The sequence below is a fragment of the Pseudomonas sp. PI1 genome (assembly GCF_000812405.1).
GTDB classification, from domain to species: domain Bacteria; phylum Pseudomonadota; class Gammaproteobacteria; order Pseudomonadales; family Pseudomonadaceae; genus Pseudomonas; species Pseudomonas citronellolis.
The window spans coordinates 108,789-125,768 of the sequence record NZ_JWMC01000041.1 but is presented as its reverse complement, the minus strand read 5'-3'; the positions used below and the strand labels follow the sequence as shown (position 1 = coordinate 125,768).

Genomic DNA, 16,980 nt, shown 5'->3' with positions numbered 1-16,980 from the left:
GAGAGGGAGCTAGTCCGTGCCGGCATGAAGGCCGTGCCCCATGGAGGTATCAGGCTTTATGCATAGCATCAGGGAGAGTTGAAACATCAGCACACGCCGAACGGCCCCCTCTCCCTTCAGGGAGAGGGCTGGGGAGAGGGTGCGGAGTCAATCCAAGGCACCGTAGCGAGAGGGAAACACTGTTCGCGAGCAAGCTCGCTCCTACGAAGAAACCCCATCCTCCAACCGCCGCAGCAGGAACCCCCTGCTCGACTCGATAATCGCCCGCTGCGTCTCCTCGCTGGCCGTCATCCGCGCCAGCAACAACGCCCCCACGCACTGGGCAAGCATCGCCCACGCATCCTCCGCATTCCCCAACTCCTTCGCCCAGGCCTGCTGCAGCCCGAGCATCGCCGCCTCCACCGTGCCGCGCACCTGCTCGTCGGCGCGGGCGATGTCCGCGCCCAGGGCGGGAATTGCGCAGCCGCCGTCGACGTTCTGCACGTGGGCCAGCGTCAGGTAACGCTGCAGGCAACGCTCCAGGCGCTCGCGGCCGTGGCTGTCGCCGGCCTTGCCCAGGCGCTCGGCGCTGCGTGTCAGCTCGCGTTCGACGATGGCGGCGAACAGCGCGTCCTTGGACGGGAAGTGGTTGTAGAAGGCGCCGCCGCTCAGCCCCACCGCCTTCATCAGCGCGTCCACACCGACGCTGGCGAAGCCTTCGCGCTTGGCGATGGCGCCGCTGCTCTCCAGCAGGCGCTGGCGGGTTTCTTCCTTGTGGCTGGCTGAGTAGCGCATGGCGTGGGCTCCGGAAACGGCTTGACGGCTGCCGGAAGCATAACATAACGTTCGTTTACCAAACGATCGTTTACCCATAACGAACAGAGGAAACGAACATGAGCGCTGCCTCCCCCAACGACAAGAAAGTGGTGCTGGTCATCGGCGCCGGGGACGCCACCGGCGGCGCCATCGCCCGCCGCTTCGCCCGCGAGGGCTACGTCGCCTGCGTCACCCGCCGCTCGGCGGACAAGCTGCAACCGCTGGTCGACGCCATCCGCGCCGAGGGCGGCGAGGCCCATGGCTTCGCCTCGGACGCGCGCAAGGAGGAGCAGGTGGCGGAACTGGTGGAGACCATCGAGCGCGACATCGGCCCCATCGAGGCCTTCGTCTTCAACATCGGCGCCAACGTGCCCTGCAGCATCCTCGACGAGACCGCGCGCAAGTACTTCAAGATCTGGGAAATGGCCTGCTTCTCCGGCTTCCTCACCGGCCAGGCGGTGGCCCGGCGCATGGTCGCGCGCCAGCGCGGCACCCTGCTGTTCACCGGCGCCACCGCCGGCCTGCGCGGCGCCGCCGGGTTCGCCGCCTTCGCCGGGGCCAAGCACGGCATCCGCGCCCTGGCCCAGAGCATGGCCCGCGAGCTGGGGCCCATGGGCCTGCACGTGGCCCACGTGGTGGTGGACGGCGCCATCGACACCGAGTTCATCCGCGACAACTTCCCGGAGAAGTACGCGCAGAAAGCCCAGGACGGCATCCTCGATCCCGAACACATCGCCGACAACTACTGGTACCTGCACAGCCAGCCGCGCGACGCCTGGACCTTCGAGCTGGACCTGCGGCCCTGGATGGAACGCTGGTAATCCACAACGACAACAAAGAGGGATCACCCATGAGCAAAAGCGTCGAGTTCTACTTCGACTTCGGCAGCCCCACCTCCTACCTGGCCTACACCCAGCTGCCGGGCATCTGTGCCGCGGCCGGCGCAGAGCTGGTCTACCGCCCGGTGCTGCTGGGCGGGGTGTTCCAGGCCACCGGCAACGCCTCGCCCATCGCCGTCCCGGCCAAGGGCCGCTACACCCTGATCGACATGCAGCGCTTCGCCCGCCGCTACGGCGTGCCGCTGAAGATGAACCCGCACTTCCCGATCAACACCCTGCTGCTGATGCGCGCCGCCACCGGCGTGCAGCTGCGCCAGCCGGAACGCTTCGAGGCGCTGCTGGCCTGCGTGTTCAAGGGCATGTGGGTGGACGCCCTGAACCTGGGCGATGCGGCGGTGCTGGGCCCGCTGCTGGCCGAGGCCGGCTTCGAGCCGCAGGCGCTGCTGGCGCTGGCGGCGGAGCAGGAAGTAAAGGACGCGCTCAAGGCCAACACCGAGGCGGCCATCAAGCGCGGCATGTTCGGCGCGCCGACCCTGTTCGTCGGCGACGAGATGTTCTTCGGCCAGGACCGCCTGGACTTCGTCCGCGAGGCGCTGGCCTGAAGCGAAGGGCGGCCCCGCAAGGCCGCCCCTCGCGCCTCACAGGGTATGCAGCGCGGCGGAGCGGCGCAGGCCGAAGAACTCAAGCTCGGCCAACACCCCGACCACCAGCGCCTGGCCGATCACGAAGGCGCAGCCCAGCACGCTCGGCTGCACCCAGCCGCTGGCCAGCAGGCCCAGGCTTTCCACCACCCACAGCAGGTTGACGGCGATCACCGCCCAGACGCCGGCGCGCGGCAGCACCTCGCAATTGGCCATCCAGGCCAGCACCAGGGCGAGGGGCAGCAGCAGGATGCCGGCCACCATCAGCAGTACCACGGGCAAGCCGAACAGGCCGCTCAGCGGGTTGGCGGCCAGCGCCAGCAGCAGGCCGGTGGCGCCGCCGGCAAGGGCGTCGAGTTGCAGGGAACGGCGGAGCAGCGGGGACGGTTGCAGCAGAGTCATGGCGAATCCTCCTGAACGAAGCGCCGCCGGTCCGCGGCGCCTGGCCGAAGAATCCGCCGCGGCGGGCACAGCGTCGATTACCTGCCAGGTAATGGCCGGCCCCCGGACGGAGGTCTATCGTTCGTTCCCATGGACAGCCAAACCCTCCCCGTCGGCGCCCTGCTGCGCCAATGGCGCCAGCGCCGCCGCCTCAGCCAGCTCGACCTGGCCTGCGACGCGGACATCTCCACGCGCCACCTGAGCTTCGTCGAGACCGGCCGCGCCCTGCCCAGCCGCGAGATGCTCCTGCACCTGGCCGAACAGCTGGACATCCCGCTGCGCGAGCGCAACCGCCTGCTCGGCGCCGCTGGCTACGCGCCTGTGTATTCCGAGCGGGCGCTGGACGACCCGGCGCTGACCGTGGCGCGGCAGGCCATCGATCAGTTGCTCAAGGCCCACGAGCCGAACCCGGCGATGGTGGTGGACCGCCACTGGAACCTGCTGGCCTCCAACCACGCGGTGAGCGTCTTCCTCATCGGCGTGGCCCCCGAGCTGCTCGCCGCGCCCTGCAACGTGCTGCGCATGAGCCTGCACCCGCGCGGCCTGGCGCCGAACATTCTCAACCTGGGGCCATGGAAGGCGCACGTGATGGCGCGCCTGCAGCGGGACATCGACGCCAGCGGCGACCCGCAGTTGCAGGCCCTGCGCGACGAACTCGCGCTCTACCCGGCGCCGCCCCACGAAGAGCAGGCCAGCGGCGACATGGTGCTGATACCGGTGCAACTGAACACCGAGCTGGGCGTGCTCAGCCTGATCGGCACCATCACGGTGTTCGGCACGCCGGTGGACGTGACGCTCTCGGAACTGGCGCTGGAAACCTTCTTCCCCGCCGATGCGCGCAGCGCGGAAATCCTGCGCCGGCTCACCGGCGCGGGCTAGGGGAGGTCAGGCAGCCGCCTTGCGCTCGCGGATGCAGGTCGGCCCGGCGCGCTGTTCCACGGCGCGGCGCACCTCGTCGCGCAGGCCGAGCAGGAAGGCCGCCTCGGCGGCGACGAACAGCGGGCCGACCACCAGCCCCACCAGGTCGTCGACGAAGGCCGGCTTGCGCCCCTCGTACCAGTGGCCGACGAACTGGATGACCCAGCCCACCACGAACAGGCCGATGCCCCAGGCCAGCCAGCTGGCGGTGGAACCCGCTGCCAGCACCGCGCCGGCCCACAACGACAGCGCCAGGAGCACGCCCATGAGCACGCCGAAGCGCAGGTCCAGGCGCAGGTAGAACGCCAGCGCGGCCAGCGCCAGCAGGCTCGCCGGGGCCAGCAGCAGGCCGCCGGCCTCAAGACCCGGGCGCGACAGCAGCACGGCGATGGACAGGACGATCATCGGGATGCCGATGAAGTGGCTGAGGATGTTGCGCCGGTCGCGGTGGTAGGCCGCGTACTGCGCCAGGTGATCGACGAGTGTTTTCATTGTTCTGTCGTTCTCGGGCAAGGTACTGGCATCATGGCTTGGACTGCCGTACCACTCTGTCAACTAGCCGACAAAGCCCATGCCCGACACCGCCGACTGCCTGCAACGCATCGCCTCCGGCCGCTGGTTCCAGCACCTGCCCGCCGAACTGCGCGAAGCCCTCGGCCAGGCCGCCATCGTTCGCCGCCTGCCCGCCGGGCAGCGCCTGTTCGCCCGCGGCGACGCCCCCTGCGGGCTGTATTGCGTGGTCGAAGGCAGGATGCGCGTCGGCGCGGTGGGCGCCAGCGGCAAGGAAGCGCTGCTGGCCCTGGTGGAAGCGCCCAACTGGTTCGGCGAGATCTGCCTGTTCGACGGCCAGCCGCGCACCCACGACGCCTACGCCGAAGGCCCCACCACCCTGCTGCAGGTGCCGCTGCCGGCGCTGCACGCGCTGCTCGCCGAAAAGCCGCAGTACTGGCGCGACTTCGCCCTGCTGATGAGCCACAAGCTGCGCCTGGCCTTCACCGTGCTGGAGGAACAGGCCCTGCTGCCGGCCGCCCAGCGCCTGGCGCGGCGCCTGCTGATGCTGGCCGCCAGCTACGGCGAGGCGCAGGCCAGCCAGCGCGAGCTGCACCTGCCCCAGGAACAGCTGGCGGCCATGCTCGGGCTGTCGCGGCAGACCACCAACCACCTGCTCAAGGAGCTGGAAGCCCGCGGCGTGCTGCGCCTGAGCTACGCCGGCATCGAGATTCTCGACGCCCACGGCCTGCGTCTGGCCGCGGGCGAGGAAGCATGACGCCGTCGGCGAATCACTCTTTCGATCGGTTGCAACGGCCGGCGCAGGCGCTAGCCTTTGCTGGCCCGGAGCATCGGGCGGGGCGCCAGGGGGAGCGCGCCCCGGTACGGTGACCCCTCGCAGGTAACCGGCCGGCCAGGCAAGGCCGGCGCCGTTCGCGAAACCACCCACGCCCGCCAAGGCGTGGCCAGGCGGCCAACAAGAACAACAGGGAAACTCCCGCCATGAACCGCAAATACCTCCTGCAGTACCTGTTCGTCTGTATTCTCACCCTCCTCGCCCTGCCCGCCCGGGCCAACCTGCCCAGCGACGAGCAACAGCTGCAGGCCATGCAGGTCGACGCCTGCCGGGCCCTGGGCAGCCTGATGCTGTTGCGCGGCGAAGGCTTCCAGGAGAACCACGCCAACCAGCTGAAGGCCGATCTGGCCGCCCTGGACGCGGCGGTGAAAAGCTACGCCAAGGCCGACGACGGCCTGCGCAAGGCCCACCAGGCGCTGCTCGCGCAGATCCAGGCCGGCACCACCTACGGCCCCAAGGAAGAGGACCTGCCCTGGACCTACCTGCCGGACCTGAGCCGCGCCCTGCGCGACTTCCTCGGCCAGGTCGAACGCTTCGTGCCGCCGTCCGCGGCCGACGAACTGCCGCTGTGGCAGGTGCCGGTGCGCATCGAATACCTTTCCGTGCAGTACCTGGCGCGTTCCTACCTGGGCGTGCTGGAGATCGCCCGCGAGGCGCCGCAGAGCTACCTCGGCCAGGACGAGAAGACGCTGCTGCCGCTGATCAGCCGCAGCCTCTCGCGCCTGCCGCCGGGCGCGGCGAGCGGCAAGCTGCAGATGCGCTGGAACTACCTGGAAACCGCCCTGGGCGACATGAACAGCAAGAGCAACGCCCTGGTCAGCGCCTCCGGCCGGCCCTGGGCGCCGATCATCGTCGAACGCCACGCCCGCGAGCTGGCCGGCCAGCTCATGCAGCTCAGCCAGGCGCAGTGAGGCGGGCCCGGCGGCCCCTCAGGCCGCCGGTGCGCTCTCGCTGGCCTCGACCTGGCGCGGCAGCGGCGGCGTGGCATGCGGGCGCGCCAGCTCGTCGCGGTCCAGCTGGTCCGCCCGCCCCACCAGCAGCGGGTCGGGGGCGTGGGCGATGGCCAGGTCCTTGCCGGGGTAGTCCAGCGTGTGCAGGAAGTGGCGCAGGCAGTTCAGCCGCGCGCGCTTCTTGTCGTCGGACTTGACCACCACCCAGGGCGCGTCGGCGGTGTCGGTGTGGAAGAACATCGCCTCCTTGGCCTGGGTGTAGTCGTCCCAGCGGTCCAGCGACTGGATGTCGATGGGCGACAGCTTCCAGTGCTTGAGCGGGTCGTCGCGGCGCGACACGAAGCGCCGCAGTTGCTCCTCGCGGCTGACCGAGAACCAGTACTTGAACAGCTGGATGCCGTTGCGCACCAGCATGCGCTCCAGTTCCGGGGTCTGCTGCATGAACTCCAGGTACTGGCGCGGCGTGCAGAAGCCCATCACCCGTTCGACGCCGGCGCGGTTGTACCAGGAGCGGTCGAAGAAGACCATTTCGCCGGCGGTGGGCAGGTGCTGGACGTAGCGCTGGAAGTACCACTGGCCGCTTTCCGCGTCGCTGGGCTTTTCCAGGGCGACCACTCGCGCGCCACGCGGGTTCAGGTGCTCCATGAAGCGCTTGATGGTGCCGCCCTTGCCGGCGGCGTCGCGGCCCTCGAAGAGCACCACGATGCGCTGCCCGGTTTCCTTCACCCAGCTCTGCACCTTCAGCAGCTCCACCTGCAGCTGCGCCTTGAGCGCCTCGTATTCCTTGCGCTGCAGGCGCTTGCGGTAGGGGTAGGACGCGGGCAGGCCGGCGGAGCCGGAATCCTCGTTGCTGCCGCGCGGCGCCATGGCCACGGTCAGGGCGACGGGGCCGTGGCTCTGGGCGCGGATTTCCTCGCCGCCGCGGGTCGGCGTCGGGGCCTCCAGGGCCGCGAGGACGGGCGGGTTCTTGGCATCGGGCTGCGGCATGGTCTCCTCCTGTGAGACATGGGGGCTCGGGCGAGCGATTCCCCCACTCTGCTAGCCGCCGGGCATGGCGATCTTGATCGATATCAAGGCCGCGCGCCCCGGCCGGCGCTACAGCCAGCCGCGGAACTTGAACCAGAGGTAGGGGATGATCGCCGAGACCACCATGGCCACCAGCGCCAGCGGGTAGCCGCTGGCCCAGGCCAGTTCCGGCATGTGCTGGAAGTTCATGCCGTACACGGTGCCCACCAGGGTCGGCGGCAGGAACAGCACGGCGGCGATGGAGAACACCTTGATGATGCTGTTCTGCTCGATGTTGATCAGGCCCAGGGTGGCATCGAGCAGGAAGGTGATCTCGCCGGACATCTTCGACTGGTACTCGCCCAGCGAACGCACGTCGCGCTCCACCGACTTCATGCCCAGGCGCGCTTCCTCGCTGATCCAGGCGTTGCCGTTGCCGCTCTGGCGGAAGTAGGCCAGCGGCCGGCTGACGCTGAGCAGGCTCTCGTTGAGCTTGGACAGCAGCGAGTTGGTGCGCCCCAGTTGCTTGACGATCTGCTGCAGGTCGGTCTTGGGCACGCGGGAACGGGGCAGCTCGCCGTGGTCGGTGAAGATGTCCCGCGACAGCGTGTCCAGCTGGCCCTGCACCGACTCCAGCACGTCGGCGATGCGGTCCACCACCGCGTCCATCAGGTTGACGAACAGCAGGTCGCTGGCGCCCTTGCAGCCGCTGCGCTGCACCCGCGTCTCGAAGGTGCGGAACGACAGCACGTCGGCGTAGCGCACCGTCACCAGCCACTGCGGGGTGAGCACGCAGGTGACCTCGGCGGTGTTCGGCCGGTGCTCGCGGATGCCGCTGACCACCGAGGTGGTCATGTACAGCGCGCCCTTGCTCTCGTAGAAGCGCGAGGAATCCTCGATCTCGGCCATTTCCTCGCGGGTCGGCACGTCCACTTCGATGAAGGACTCCAGCAGGCGCTCCTCCTCTTCCGTGGGGTGCAGCAGGTCGATCCACAGCGTGCCCGCCGGCATGGCCGCGCCGACTTCGCCGGTGTGGCGCTGCAAGCGGTCGCCGTCGAGGGTGTAATAGGTGATCATGTCGCATCCGCGTCCTTCTGCGGCCATCCAGGTCTGCGCAGGTTGGACAACTTCCCCCGGCTGCACAAGCCCGCACGGAGCCACCCGGCATGAGCGACATCGACGACGGCGAAGAATCCTTCGCGGCAGAAACCCTGATCCAGGCCATCGAGAACCAGATCGAAAGCGGCGAGCCGGCGGCGGCCCGTGCGGTGCTCAACAAGCTGACCCTGGTCGGCTACGAGCGCGAGGAAGCCCTGGAAATGATGGCCATGGTGCTGGCCCACGAGATCCAGGCGATGCTCGCCGAGGACCGCGCCTTCGATGGCGCCTGGTACGAGCAGGCCCTGCGCGATCTGCCGCAGCTGCCCGGCGAGGAATGAGCTTGCCGAGCGCGGGGTGGCTGTGGCTAAACTGGGGCCACATCGCCACCGAGGAGTCGCCATGGCCTTCACCCAAGAGCTGGTAGCGGAACTGGAATTGCTTGCCCTGTTCGATCTCGAGAACACCCAGGCAGGCCTGAAGATCCACCATGACGCGGCCCCGACGGCCGTCGCAGCGGCCGGGCGGTTGCACGCCAAGGGCCTGATCGACCAGCCCGACGGCGGCTACCTGACCAGCCTGGGGCTGGACGCCGCCGAACACGCCCAGGTGCTGCTGAACATCCTCAAGCCCTGAACCCCGCGGCCGCCATCCATCGGCGGCCCGCCCCATTTCCTTAAGGACAGCCCCGCCGCGGTCGATATACAGTGCAGTCCATGCGGTAATGGCACTCAGCCATAACCGCCCGATAGCTGACCGCGGCAGGCCATGACCTTCACCCACGAGATTCGTCCGGACATCGACGACGGCATCGACCGCAAGGTCCTGGCGCGCCTGCGCAAGCGCTTCCTGGCGATCAACCAGGGGCGCCTGGAGCGCGCCACGGCCGCGCTGTCGAGCCGCCAGCAACTGGTGCTGCGCCTGCTGCCGCTGCTGCTGGACGTCAACCACCCGCTGCTCCCCGGCTACGTCTCCGGCGCCACCCCGGCGGGGCTGTGCGGCTTCGTCCCCGACGACGAGCTGCTGGCCGAAGCCCAGCGCCTGACCCGCTCGTTCAGCTACAAGCCGCGCCGCGGCGAGGCCGACCTGCCGATCCACGGGCTGTTCCTGATGGGCAGCCTGGGCACGGTGGCCCAGGAGGAGCGGAGCGACCTCGACCTGTGGGTCTGCCACGCCCCGGGGCTCGCGCCCGGCGCGGTGGCCGAGCTGCAGCGCAAGTGCGAGCTGCTGGAGCGCTGGGCCGCGGGCCAGGGCGCCGAGGTGCACTGCTTCCTCATCGACCCGCGCGGCTTCGTCAGCGGCGCGCGCAACGCCCGGCTGACCTCCGACGACTGCGGCACCAGCCAGCACTACCTGCTGCTCGACGAGTTCTACCGCACCGCCATCTGGCTCGGCGGGCGCACGCCGCTGTGGTGGCTGGTGCCGGAATACGAGGAAGGGCGCTATCGCGACTACGTCGAGCAACTGCTGAGCAAGCGCTTCATCCGCCACGAGGAAGTCCTCGACCTCGGCCACCTGGCGCACATCCCGCCCGGCGAGTTCGTCGGCTCGGGCATGTGGCAGTTGTTCAAGGGCATCACCTCGCCCTACAAGGCAGTGCTCAAGCTGCTGCTCAGCGAGGTCTACGCCAGCGAGCACCCGCAGGTCGCCTGCCTGGCCCTGCGCTTCAAGGCCGAGGTCTACGCCGGGCGCCTGGAACTGGACGAGCTGGACCCGTACATCCTGCTTTACCGGCGCCTGGAGGAATACCTGATCGCGCGCGGCGAGCAAGAGCGCCTGGAGCTGGTGCGCCGCTGCCTGTACCTGAAGGTCGGCAAGAAGCTCAGCCGCCGCCCGCAGCAGGGCCGCAAGAGCTGGCAGCGCCTGCTGATGGAGCGCCTGAGCGGCGCCTGGGGCTGGGACGGGCGCGTGCTCGGCCTGCTCGACGCGCGCAGCCAGTGGAAGGTGCGCCAGGTCACCCTGGAGCGCCGCGCCCTGGTCAACGAGCTGACCTACAGCTACCGCTTCCTCTCGCGCTTCGCCCGCCAGCAGCAGGCCGCCAGCGGCATCGACCCGCGCGACCTGGGCGTGCTCGGCCGGCGCCTGTACGCCGCCTTCGAACGCAAGGCCGGCAAGGTCGAGCACATCAACCCGGGCATCGCCCCGGACCTGGGCGAAGACCTCCTCACCCTCGCCCGCCTGCCCGCCGGCAACGCCGCCGAGGGCGGTTCCTGGGCGCTGTTCCCGGGCAACCTGACCGGCGCCGAGCTGGCCGACTACGCGCCGCTCAAGCGCGCCCGCGAGCTGATCGAGCTGCTGGCCTGGAGCCACCGCAACGGCGTGATCGATGGCGGCACCCGGCTGTCGCTGCAGCCCGGCGACAGCGACCTGAGCGAACACGAGCTGGGCAACCTGCTGCTCGGCCTGCAGCAGGCCATGCCCATGCCCCTGGAAGAAGTGGCCGAAAGCGCCCTGCTGCGCCCCAGCGCCCCGGCCAGCGTGCTGATCCTGGTGAACGTCGGCCTCGACCCGCTGCGCCAGCACAGCCAGGCCAACCTGCACATGACCAGCGGGCGCACCGATTCGCTGGGCTACTCCGGCATGCGCGACAACCTGGTGCTGAGCCTCGACCAGGTCACCCTGAACAGCTGGAACGAACTGCTGGTCAGCCGCTACGCCGGCCCCGGCGCGCTGCTCGACTGCCTGCGCGACTACCTCAACGCCCTGCCCGCCGACACCGCGCCGCCGCGCCTGCTGGTGCGCTGCTTCTGCCGCAACCGCGCGGCGGCCATCGCCCAGCGCGTCGAGGAACTGTTCCAGGACGCCTACGCCCAGCTGGCCAGCGGCAACGGCGGGCGCTACCTGCTGCAGATCCGCCAGCAGTACCACCTGCTGCGCCTGCAGCCGGGCCAGGTCAGCCACCAGAGCCTGGCCGACCTACCGGCCCTGCTCGAACACCTGGGCGAACGCCAGGGCGCCTACAGCCCGCTGCACCTGGACCGCCACGCCCTGGAAGGCGAGGACCTGGCGCTGCTGCTGCCGCTCGGCCGCCCCGGCTGCCTGCAGGTGTTCTACCGCCTGGACGAGGGCCAGGCCACGCTCTACCTGCTGGACGAACGCAACTCCCTGTGGCACGGCCGCCAGGCCTGCGACGACGAGCAGACGCTGCTGGTGCCGCTGCAGCGCTTCCTCCAGGCCATGCTCTACCGGCGCAGCGCGCAGCTGCCGCTGGGCGAGGCGCAGCCGGTGCAGGAAATCATTTATTACGAATTGCTACCGGCCGGCCGCGGACGGGCCCGCCGGGTGGAGCGCCGCAGCGTGCCGCCGAGCGCGCAGGAGCGGCCCTACTACAACGTCCAGGCGATCGTCGAGCCGGGGGCGGGGCAGCGTTCGCGCATCACCCTGTACTGCAACCACCGCGAGTTTTCCGAACTGGAGTACGGCGCCGGGCTGTTCCAGGCCGTGGCCCGGCACATCCTCGCCCAGCGCCGCGGGCAGGAGCGCTACCCCTGCTACATCACCGACCTGGACCTGTCGGCGGTGGCCGCCGAGTCGGCGCTGCAGAGCATCCATTACCTGCGCTACAAGCAGCGCCTGGAAAGCGCGCTGAACCAGGCCCTGGCCGAGGCCTGAGACCTGGCCCGGGCGGTGCGCAGCAGATCGTGACGGGCGCTCAGCGGTTGTAGTCGCCGGCGGCTTCGGGCTGATAGGTGATGTCCAGCAGGCTCAACTTGAGGGTCTTGCCGCCCGGGGCCGGCCAGTCGATGCTCTGGCCGACGGTCAGGCCCAGCAGCGCGGTGCCCACCGGCGCGAGGATGGACACCTTGCCTTCGCCGCCGGCGTCCTCCGGGTAGACCAGGGTCAGCAGGTACTCCTTGCCGCTGCTTTCCTCGCGGCAGCGCACGGTGGAGTTCATGGTCACCACGCCCGGCGGCACCTCGTCGTGGCCGACCACGTTGGCGCGGGACAGCTCGGCTTCCAGCGCTTCGGCGGCGGGGCCGTACTCTTCCAGGCTGTCGAGCAGGCGCTCCAGACGTTGCAGGTCGAGACGGGTAACGGTGATGGACGGTGCGGTGGTCATGATGGCCGGCAGACTCCTTGGCAGTGGATCGAAAAAAGAAAAACCCCGCCCAAGGCGGGGTTTTCAGCGGACACTAACACAGTACCGCGAATAAGCAAGACCACCCGGTCAGGGGCCCGGCCACAGCGGCTTGCGGCGTGCCAGGGCGGCCTCGACTATCTGCCGCCGGCGCGCGCCGTCGGCCTCGTTCCATTCGAGAATCTCCGCCAGGCTGCGCCCGCAGCCCAGGCAGACGTCACCCTCGTCCAGGCAGCAGCGCCGGCAGCAGGGCGAGGGGACCGGCGCTTCAGAGGCCGGGGAACTCGACATCCTCGCCCGCCTGCTCGAGGGTCGCCCGGTTGAGCAGCGCGCCCAGCGGCTCGCGGGTGCTGTCGCTCAGCCACAGGCTGCCGGACTCGTCGTAGTCGAAGTGGAAACCGCCGGAACGCGCCGCCACCCACAGCTGGCGCAGCGCCGGCTGGCGGCTGAGGATCAGCTGGCTGCCGTTCTCGAAGCGCACGGTCAGCACGCCGCCGGAATTCTCCAGGTCCACGTCCAGGTCACTGTCATCGAAGGCGTCTTCCACCGTGGTCTGCACCTCGTCGACGAGGTCGTGGAAACGGGCTTCGCTCATGCTGCTCATGCATTGTCCTCAGGAATCTGCCAAAGGCTGCAGTGTACGCCGGTATTGCCCGAGACTCTGCCCCGTCCAGCGGCGGAAGGCCCGCGCCAGCGAGCCGGTCTCGCTGAAGCCGACCAGGCTGGCGACGTCGGCCAGCTCCAGCGCCGGGTCGCGCAGGTGGTGCAGCACCAGTTGCTGGCGCGTCTCGTCCACCAGGCGGCTGAACGACAGGCCGCTGTCGCGCAGGCGGCGCTGCAGGGTGCGCGGGCTCAGGGCCAGCTCGCCGGCCAGGGCCTCCAGGTCCACGGCCTGCTCCGGCAGGCGCTCGGCCAGGCACTGGCGGGCCCGTTCGAGCACGCCCTCGCCGCGGCGGATGCTCTCCAGCAGGCGCCCGGCGTAGGCGTCGAGGGTGCGCTGGATCTGGCTGTCGGCCTGGCCCAGGGGCAGCGCCAGCAGGCGCCGGGGGAAGACCAGGGCGTTGTCCGCCTGGCCGAACAGCACCGGGCAGCGGAAGATGCGCCGGTGCTCGGTGGTGTCGGCCGGCGCCGGGTGGCGGAAGCGCACTTCCAGCGGCGCCTGCTCCAGGCCGCTGATCCAGTGGCCGAAGCGCAGCCAGCAGGCCAGCGTTTCTTCCGCCAGTTGGCGCTGCTGGCGTGGCAGCAAAGGCTCCCAGCTGTGCCGCACCAGCGGCTCGTGGCCGGCGCGCGGCGGCTCGTCGGCCAGCTCGACGCGGCCCAGGCTGCCCACCAGCTCGGCGTAGCGCGCCTGGCGGTGCAGGGCGTCGCCGAGGGTCGCGCAGCTCATCAGCAGGTAGCCGAGCACGCCGAAGTGGCCGGGGCGCACGGCCTCGCCCAGGTGCAGGCCGAGGTCGGCGTCGCCGCTCAGCGCCAGGCCCAGTTCCAGCAGGTCGACATAAACGCTGGCGGCGATGCGCGCCTCGCGCTGGTCGAGGATCGACGGCTCGAGCTGGACACCGGCCAGCAGCCGTTGCGGCGCGACGCCGCGACGCTCGAGGTGGTCCACCAGGCCCTGCACGTAGGCGATGGAAATGGAACCGGCGAGTGGGACGGGGGCTTGCATGGATCCTCCGTTTTTTCTGTCAGATCCTAGGGGCTGGCGGGGGCTGATCGCAAACCGCGTTGCTGCGAGCGGCCCCCGCCAGCCCCTTTGGAAGCCCCGCCGGGCGGGAGTCCGCTTGCATAGGCAAGGCGCCGGGGGGCCGGTATACTCCGGTCCAATTACGCTTTGATCACAAGGATTCCGCCATGAAGCGACTGCTTCTTCCCTTCGTCGCGCTCGCCGTGCTCAGCGCCGCGCTCGCCGGCTGCGGCCAGAAAGGCCCGCTGTACCTGCCGGACGACCAGCAAGCCCAAAGCAAGCACAGCAAGGACCGCTACGGTCTGTAAGGGAGCAGCACATGGAGGCATTCAACGTCCGTGACGGGCAACTGTTCGCGGAAGGCGTGGCGTTGTCGGCGCTGGCCGAGCGCTTCGGCACGCCCACCTACGTCTACTCGCGCGCTCACATCGAGCAGCAGTTCCGTTCCTATACCGACGCCCTGCAGGGCCTGCCGCACCTGGTCTGCTTCGCGGTCAAGGCCAACTCCAACCTGGCCGTGCTGAACGTCCTGGCGCGCCTGGGCTCGGGCTTCGACATCGTCTCGCGCGGCGAGCTGGAACGCGTGCTGGCCGCCGGCGGCGACCCGGCCAAGGTGGTGTTCTCCGGCGTCGGCAAGAGCCGCGACGACATGCGCCGCGCCCTGCAAGTGGGCGTGCACTGCTTCAACGTCGAATCCGCCGTGGAGCTGGAGCGCCTGCAGGAAGTGGCCGCGGAACTGGGCGTGAAGGCGCCGGTGTCGCTGCGGGTGAACCCGGACGTGGACGCCCAGACCCACCCCTACATCTCCACCGGGCTGAAAGAGAACAAGTTCGGCATCGACATCGACGAGGCCGAGGCCATCTACGCCCGCGCCGCCGAGCTGCCGAACCTGGAAGTGAAAGGCGTGGACTGCCACATCGGCTCGCAGCTGACCCAGTTGGAGCCCTTCCTCGACGCCCTCGACCGCCTGCTGGCGCTGGTCGACCGCCTGGCCGCGCGCGGCATCCTGATCCGCCACCTGGACCTGGGCGGCGGCCTCGGCGTGCGCTACCGCGACGAAACCCCGCCGCCGGCCAGCGACTACATCCGCGCCATCCGCGAGCGCCTGGGCAGCCGCCAGCTGACCCTGGTGTTCGAGCCGGGCCGCTACATCGTGGCCAACGCCGGCCTGCTGCTGACCCGCGTGGAGTACCTCAAGCACACCGCGCACAAGGACTTCGCCATCATCGACGCGGCGATGAACGACCTGATCCGCCCGGCGCTGTACCAGGCCTGGATGGAGGTCACCCCGGTCATCGCGCGCGCGGGCCAGAAACGTACCTACGACCTGGTCGGCCCCATCTGCGAGACCGGCGACTTCCTCGCCAAGGGCCGCGAGCTGGCCCTGGAAGAAGGCGACCTGCTGGCGATCCGCTCGGCCGGCGCCTATGGTTTCGTCATGAGTTCCAACTACAACACCCGCGGCCGCGCCGCCGAGGTGCTGGTGGATGGCGAGCGGGCCTTCGAGGTGCGCCGCCGCGAGACCGTCCAGGAGCTTTACGCCGGCGAAAGCCTGCTGCCGGAGTGAGGCCGAAACCATGCTACTGCGCTTCACCAAGATGCACGGGCTGGGCAATGACTTCATGGTTCTCGACCTGGTCAGCCAGCACGCCCACGTGCTGCCCCGCCACGTCAAGAGCTGGGGCGACCGCAACACCGGCGTCGGCTTCGACCAGTTGCTGATCGTCGAGCCGCCGGGCAGCCCCGAGGTCGACTTCCGCTACCGCATCTTCAACGCCGACGGCAGCGAAGTGGAACAGTGCGGCAACGGCGCGCGCTGCTTCGCCCGCTTCGTGCTGGACAAGCGCCTGACCATGAAGAAGACCATCCGCGTCGAGACCAAGGGCGGCATCATCGAGCTCAGCGTCGCCAACGACGGCCAGGTCACCGTGGACATGGGCGCGCCGCGCCTGGCGCCGGAACAGGTGCCCTTCGTCGCCGACGCCGAAGCCGCCAGCTACGCCGTGGAAGTCGACGGGCAGAGCGTCGAGCTGGCCGCCGTCTCCATGGGCAACCCCCATGGCGTGCTGCGGGTGGACGACGTCGACAGCGCCCCGGTGCGCACCCTCGGCCCGAAACTGGAAGTGCATCCGCGTTTCCCGGCCAAGGCCAACATCGGCTTCCTCCAGGTGCTCGACGCCAACCATGCGCGCCTGCGCGTGTGGGAGCGCGGCGTCGGCGAGACCCTGGCCTGCGGCACCGGCGCCTGCGCCGCCGCGGTGGCCGGCATCCGCCAGGGCTGGCTGCGCTCGCCGGTGCAGATCGACCTGCCGGGCGGCCGCCTGAACATCGAGTGGGCAGGCCCCGGCCAGCCGGTTATGATGACCGGGCCCGCCGTGCGGGTGTACGAAGGCCAGGTCCGCCTGTAACCCGAGACGCCAAGCCGAGACGCCCATGACCGAGAACAGCCCGGAACACCGCCCGCCGCTGGATGCCGAACAGGTCGCCGAGTACCTGCGCGAGCATCCCGAATTCTTCGTCGAGCACGACGAGCTGATCCCGGAGATGCGCATCCCCCACGAGAGCGGCAACGCCGTCTCGCTGGTGGAACGCCAGGTGCGCCTGCTGCGCGAGCGCAACATCGAGATGCGCCATCGCCTGGCGCAGCTGATGGACGTGGCCCGCGACAACGACCGGCTGTTCGACAAGACCCGCCGCCTGGTGCTCGACCTGCTCGACGCCACCAGCCTGGAGGACGTGGTCAGCACCGTGGAAGACAGCCTGCGCCACGAGTTCCAGGTGCCCTACGTCAGCCTGATCCTGTTCAGCGACAACAACCTGCCGGTGGGCCGCTCGGTGAGCAGCGCCGAGGCGCACCAGGCCATCGGCGGGCTGCTTTCCGGCGGCAAGACCGTATGCGGCGTGCTGCGCCCCCATGAGCTGGCCTTCCTGTTCGGCGAAACCGAACGCGACGGCGTCGGCTCGGCGGCAGTGGTCTCGCTGACCTTCCAGGGCCTGCACGGCGTGCTCGCCATCGGCAGCCCGGATCCGCAGCACTACAAGAGCTCCCTCGGCACCCTGTTCCTCGGCTACGTGGCCGAGGTCCTGGCCCGCGTCCTGCCGCGCTTCTCCACGCCGCTGCGGTCGGTACGCTAGCCAGGCAGCGGCAAGCCTCGAGTTGCAAGCCGCAAGCAAGGCAACGCGGTGGAA

Annotated in this window: 21 protein-coding genes; 12 read left to right on the top strand and 9 right to left on the bottom strand. The window is 69.7% G+C overall.

Annotated elements, in window-relative coordinates:
• Positions 1 to 201 precede the first annotated feature (201 nt).
• Entirely contained in the window at positions 202 to 774 is a 573-nt protein-coding gene (locus RN02_RS14335; protein ID WP_043315044.1) for a TetR/AcrR family transcriptional regulator, read from the bottom strand.
• Positions 775 to 872: 98 nt separating this feature from the next.
• On the opposite strand from RN02_RS14335, the gene RN02_RS14330 reads away from it, so the two are divergent.
• Together RN02_RS14330 and RN02_RS14325 are read left to right on the top strand one after the other, a co-directional pair.
• Positions 873 to 1,616 (top strand): SDR family oxidoreductase, encoded by a 744-nt coding sequence (locus RN02_RS14330; RefSeq protein WP_043315043.1) that lies wholly within the window; start codon positions 873 to 875, stop codon positions 1,614 to 1,616.
• Between the two features lie 29 nt (positions 1,617 to 1,645).
• Complete coding sequence (locus RN02_RS14325; protein WP_043315042.1) at positions 1,646 to 2,236, top strand: 2-hydroxychromene-2-carboxylate isomerase; 591 nt, start codon at positions 1,646 to 1,648, stop codon at positions 2,234 to 2,236.
• Positions 2,237 to 2,272: 36 nt separating this feature from the next.
• On the opposite strand, the gene RN02_RS14320 is transcribed toward RN02_RS14325, so the two are convergent.
• A complete protein-coding gene (locus RN02_RS14320; RefSeq protein WP_043315041.1) occupies positions 2,273 to 2,677 on the bottom strand; it encodes a hypothetical protein in 405 nt (134 codons plus the stop codon).
• Between the two features lie 129 nt (positions 2,678 to 2,806).
• On the opposite strand from RN02_RS14320, the gene RN02_RS14315 reads away from it, so the two are divergent.
• Positions 2,807 to 3,595, top strand: a complete 789-nt coding sequence (locus RN02_RS14315) for an MmyB family transcriptional regulator (RefSeq protein WP_043268189.1) — start codon at positions 2,807 to 2,809, stop codon at positions 3,593 to 3,595.
• A gap of 6 nt (positions 3,596 to 3,601) precedes the next feature.
• On the opposite strand, the gene RN02_RS14310 is transcribed toward RN02_RS14315, so the two are convergent.
• On the bottom strand, positions 3,602 to 4,126 hold the full coding sequence (locus RN02_RS14310; RefSeq protein WP_043315040.1) for an Mpo1 family 2-hydroxy fatty acid dioxygenase: 525 nt from the start codon (positions 4,124 to 4,126) through the stop codon (positions 3,602 to 3,604).
• Positions 4,127 to 4,205: 79 nt separating this feature from the next.
• Between RN02_RS14310 and RN02_RS14305 the strand changes: the two genes are divergently transcribed.
• Both RN02_RS14305 and RN02_RS14300 read left to right on the top strand, forming a co-directional pair.
• Entirely contained in the window at positions 4,206 to 4,901 is a 696-nt protein-coding gene (locus tag RN02_RS14305; RefSeq protein ID WP_043315039.1) for a Crp/Fnr family transcriptional regulator, read from the top strand.
• Positions 4,902 to 5,125: 224 nt separating this feature from the next.
• Positions 5,126 to 5,890, top strand: coding sequence for a hypothetical protein (locus tag RN02_RS14300; RefSeq protein ID WP_043315038.1), 765 nt, complete (start codon positions 5,126 to 5,128; stop codon positions 5,888 to 5,890).
• 18 nt (positions 5,891 to 5,908) lie between these two features.
• Here RN02_RS14300 and ppk2 read toward each other — a convergent pair whose 3' ends face one another.
• Positions 5,909 to 6,796, bottom strand: coding sequence for a polyphosphate kinase 2 (gene ppk2, locus RN02_RS14295; protein WP_225617228.1), 888 nt, complete (start codon positions 6,794 to 6,796; stop codon positions 5,909 to 5,911).
• 228 nt (positions 6,797 to 7,024) lie between these two features.
• Entirely contained in the window at positions 7,025 to 8,011 is a 987-nt protein-coding gene (locus RN02_RS14290; protein ID WP_043315036.1) for a magnesium transporter CorA family protein, read from the bottom strand.
• Between the two features lie 89 nt (positions 8,012 to 8,100).
• Between RN02_RS14290 and RN02_RS14285 the strand changes: the two genes are divergently transcribed.
• The 3 genes from RN02_RS14285 to RN02_RS14275 all read left to right on the top strand — a co-directional run bounded on the left by RN02_RS14285 (position 8,101) and on the right by RN02_RS14275 (position 11,644).
• Complete coding sequence (locus RN02_RS14285) at positions 8,101 to 8,373, top strand: hypothetical protein (protein ID WP_043268182.1); 273 nt, start codon at positions 8,101 to 8,103, stop codon at positions 8,371 to 8,373.
• Between the two features lie 61 nt (positions 8,374 to 8,434).
• A complete protein-coding gene (locus tag RN02_RS14280; RefSeq protein ID WP_043268180.1) occupies positions 8,435 to 8,668 on the top strand; it encodes a TIGR02647 family protein in 234 nt (77 codons plus the stop codon).
• A 132-nt stretch (positions 8,669 to 8,800) separates the two neighbouring features.
• Positions 8,801 to 11,644, top strand: a complete 2,844-nt coding sequence (locus RN02_RS14275) for a class I adenylate cyclase (RefSeq protein ID WP_043315035.1) — start codon at positions 8,801 to 8,803, stop codon at positions 11,642 to 11,644.
• A gap of 40 nt (positions 11,645 to 11,684) precedes the next feature.
• Here RN02_RS14275 and rnk read toward each other — a convergent pair whose 3' ends face one another.
• The 4 genes from rnk to RN02_RS14255 form a co-directional block, all read right to left on the bottom strand.
• Complete coding sequence (gene rnk / locus RN02_RS14270; RefSeq protein ID WP_009614044.1) at positions 11,685 to 12,092, bottom strand: nucleoside diphosphate kinase regulator; 408 nt, start codon at positions 12,090 to 12,092, stop codon at positions 11,685 to 11,687.
• A 108-nt stretch (positions 12,093 to 12,200) separates the two neighbouring features.
• Entirely contained in the window at positions 12,201 to 12,401 is a 201-nt protein-coding gene (locus RN02_RS14265; RefSeq protein WP_009614046.1) for a DUF1289 domain-containing protein, read from the bottom strand.
• Positions 12,379 to 12,714 (bottom strand): iron donor protein CyaY, encoded by a 336-nt coding sequence (gene cyaY / locus RN02_RS14260; protein WP_009614048.1) that lies wholly within the window; start codon positions 12,712 to 12,714, stop codon positions 12,379 to 12,381. The genes RN02_RS14265 and cyaY overlap by 23 nt, the downstream gene beginning before the upstream one ends.
• A 9-nt stretch (positions 12,715 to 12,723) precedes the next feature.
• Complete coding sequence (locus RN02_RS14255; RefSeq protein ID WP_043315034.1) at positions 12,724 to 13,773, bottom strand: AraC family transcriptional regulator; 1,050 nt, start codon at positions 13,771 to 13,773, stop codon at positions 12,724 to 12,726.
• Positions 13,774 to 13,958: 185 nt separating this feature from the next.
• Between RN02_RS14255 and lptM the strand changes: the two genes are divergently transcribed.
• Genes lptM through RN02_RS14235 form a run of 4 tightly spaced genes read left to right on the top strand, consistent with a single transcriptional unit; the run spans position 13,959 to position 16,926 of the window.
• The gene (gene lptM / locus RN02_RS14250) at positions 13,959 to 14,099 is read left to right on the top strand and encodes an LPS translocon maturation chaperone LptM (RefSeq protein WP_009614052.1); all 141 of its coding nucleotides are present in this window, start codon (positions 13,959 to 13,961) and stop codon (positions 14,097 to 14,099) included.
• A gap of 11 nt (positions 14,100 to 14,110) precedes the next feature.
• Positions 14,111 to 15,358, top strand: a complete 1,248-nt coding sequence (lysA, locus tag RN02_RS14245; RefSeq protein WP_009614054.1) for a diaminopimelate decarboxylase — start codon at positions 14,111 to 14,113, stop codon at positions 15,356 to 15,358.
• Positions 15,359 to 15,368: 10 nt separating this feature from the next.
• Positions 15,369 to 16,199 (top strand): diaminopimelate epimerase, encoded by an 831-nt coding sequence (gene dapF / locus RN02_RS14240; protein ID WP_043315033.1) that lies wholly within the window; start codon positions 15,369 to 15,371, stop codon positions 16,197 to 16,199.
• Between the two features lie 25 nt (positions 16,200 to 16,224).
• Positions 16,225 to 16,926 carry a DUF484 family protein gene (locus RN02_RS14235; protein WP_009614058.1) on the top strand — a complete coding sequence of 234 codons (702 nt, stop codon included), beginning with the start codon at positions 16,225 to 16,227 and terminating at the stop codon, positions 16,924 to 16,926.
• The last annotated feature ends 54 nt before the right edge of the window (positions 16,927 to 16,980 follow it).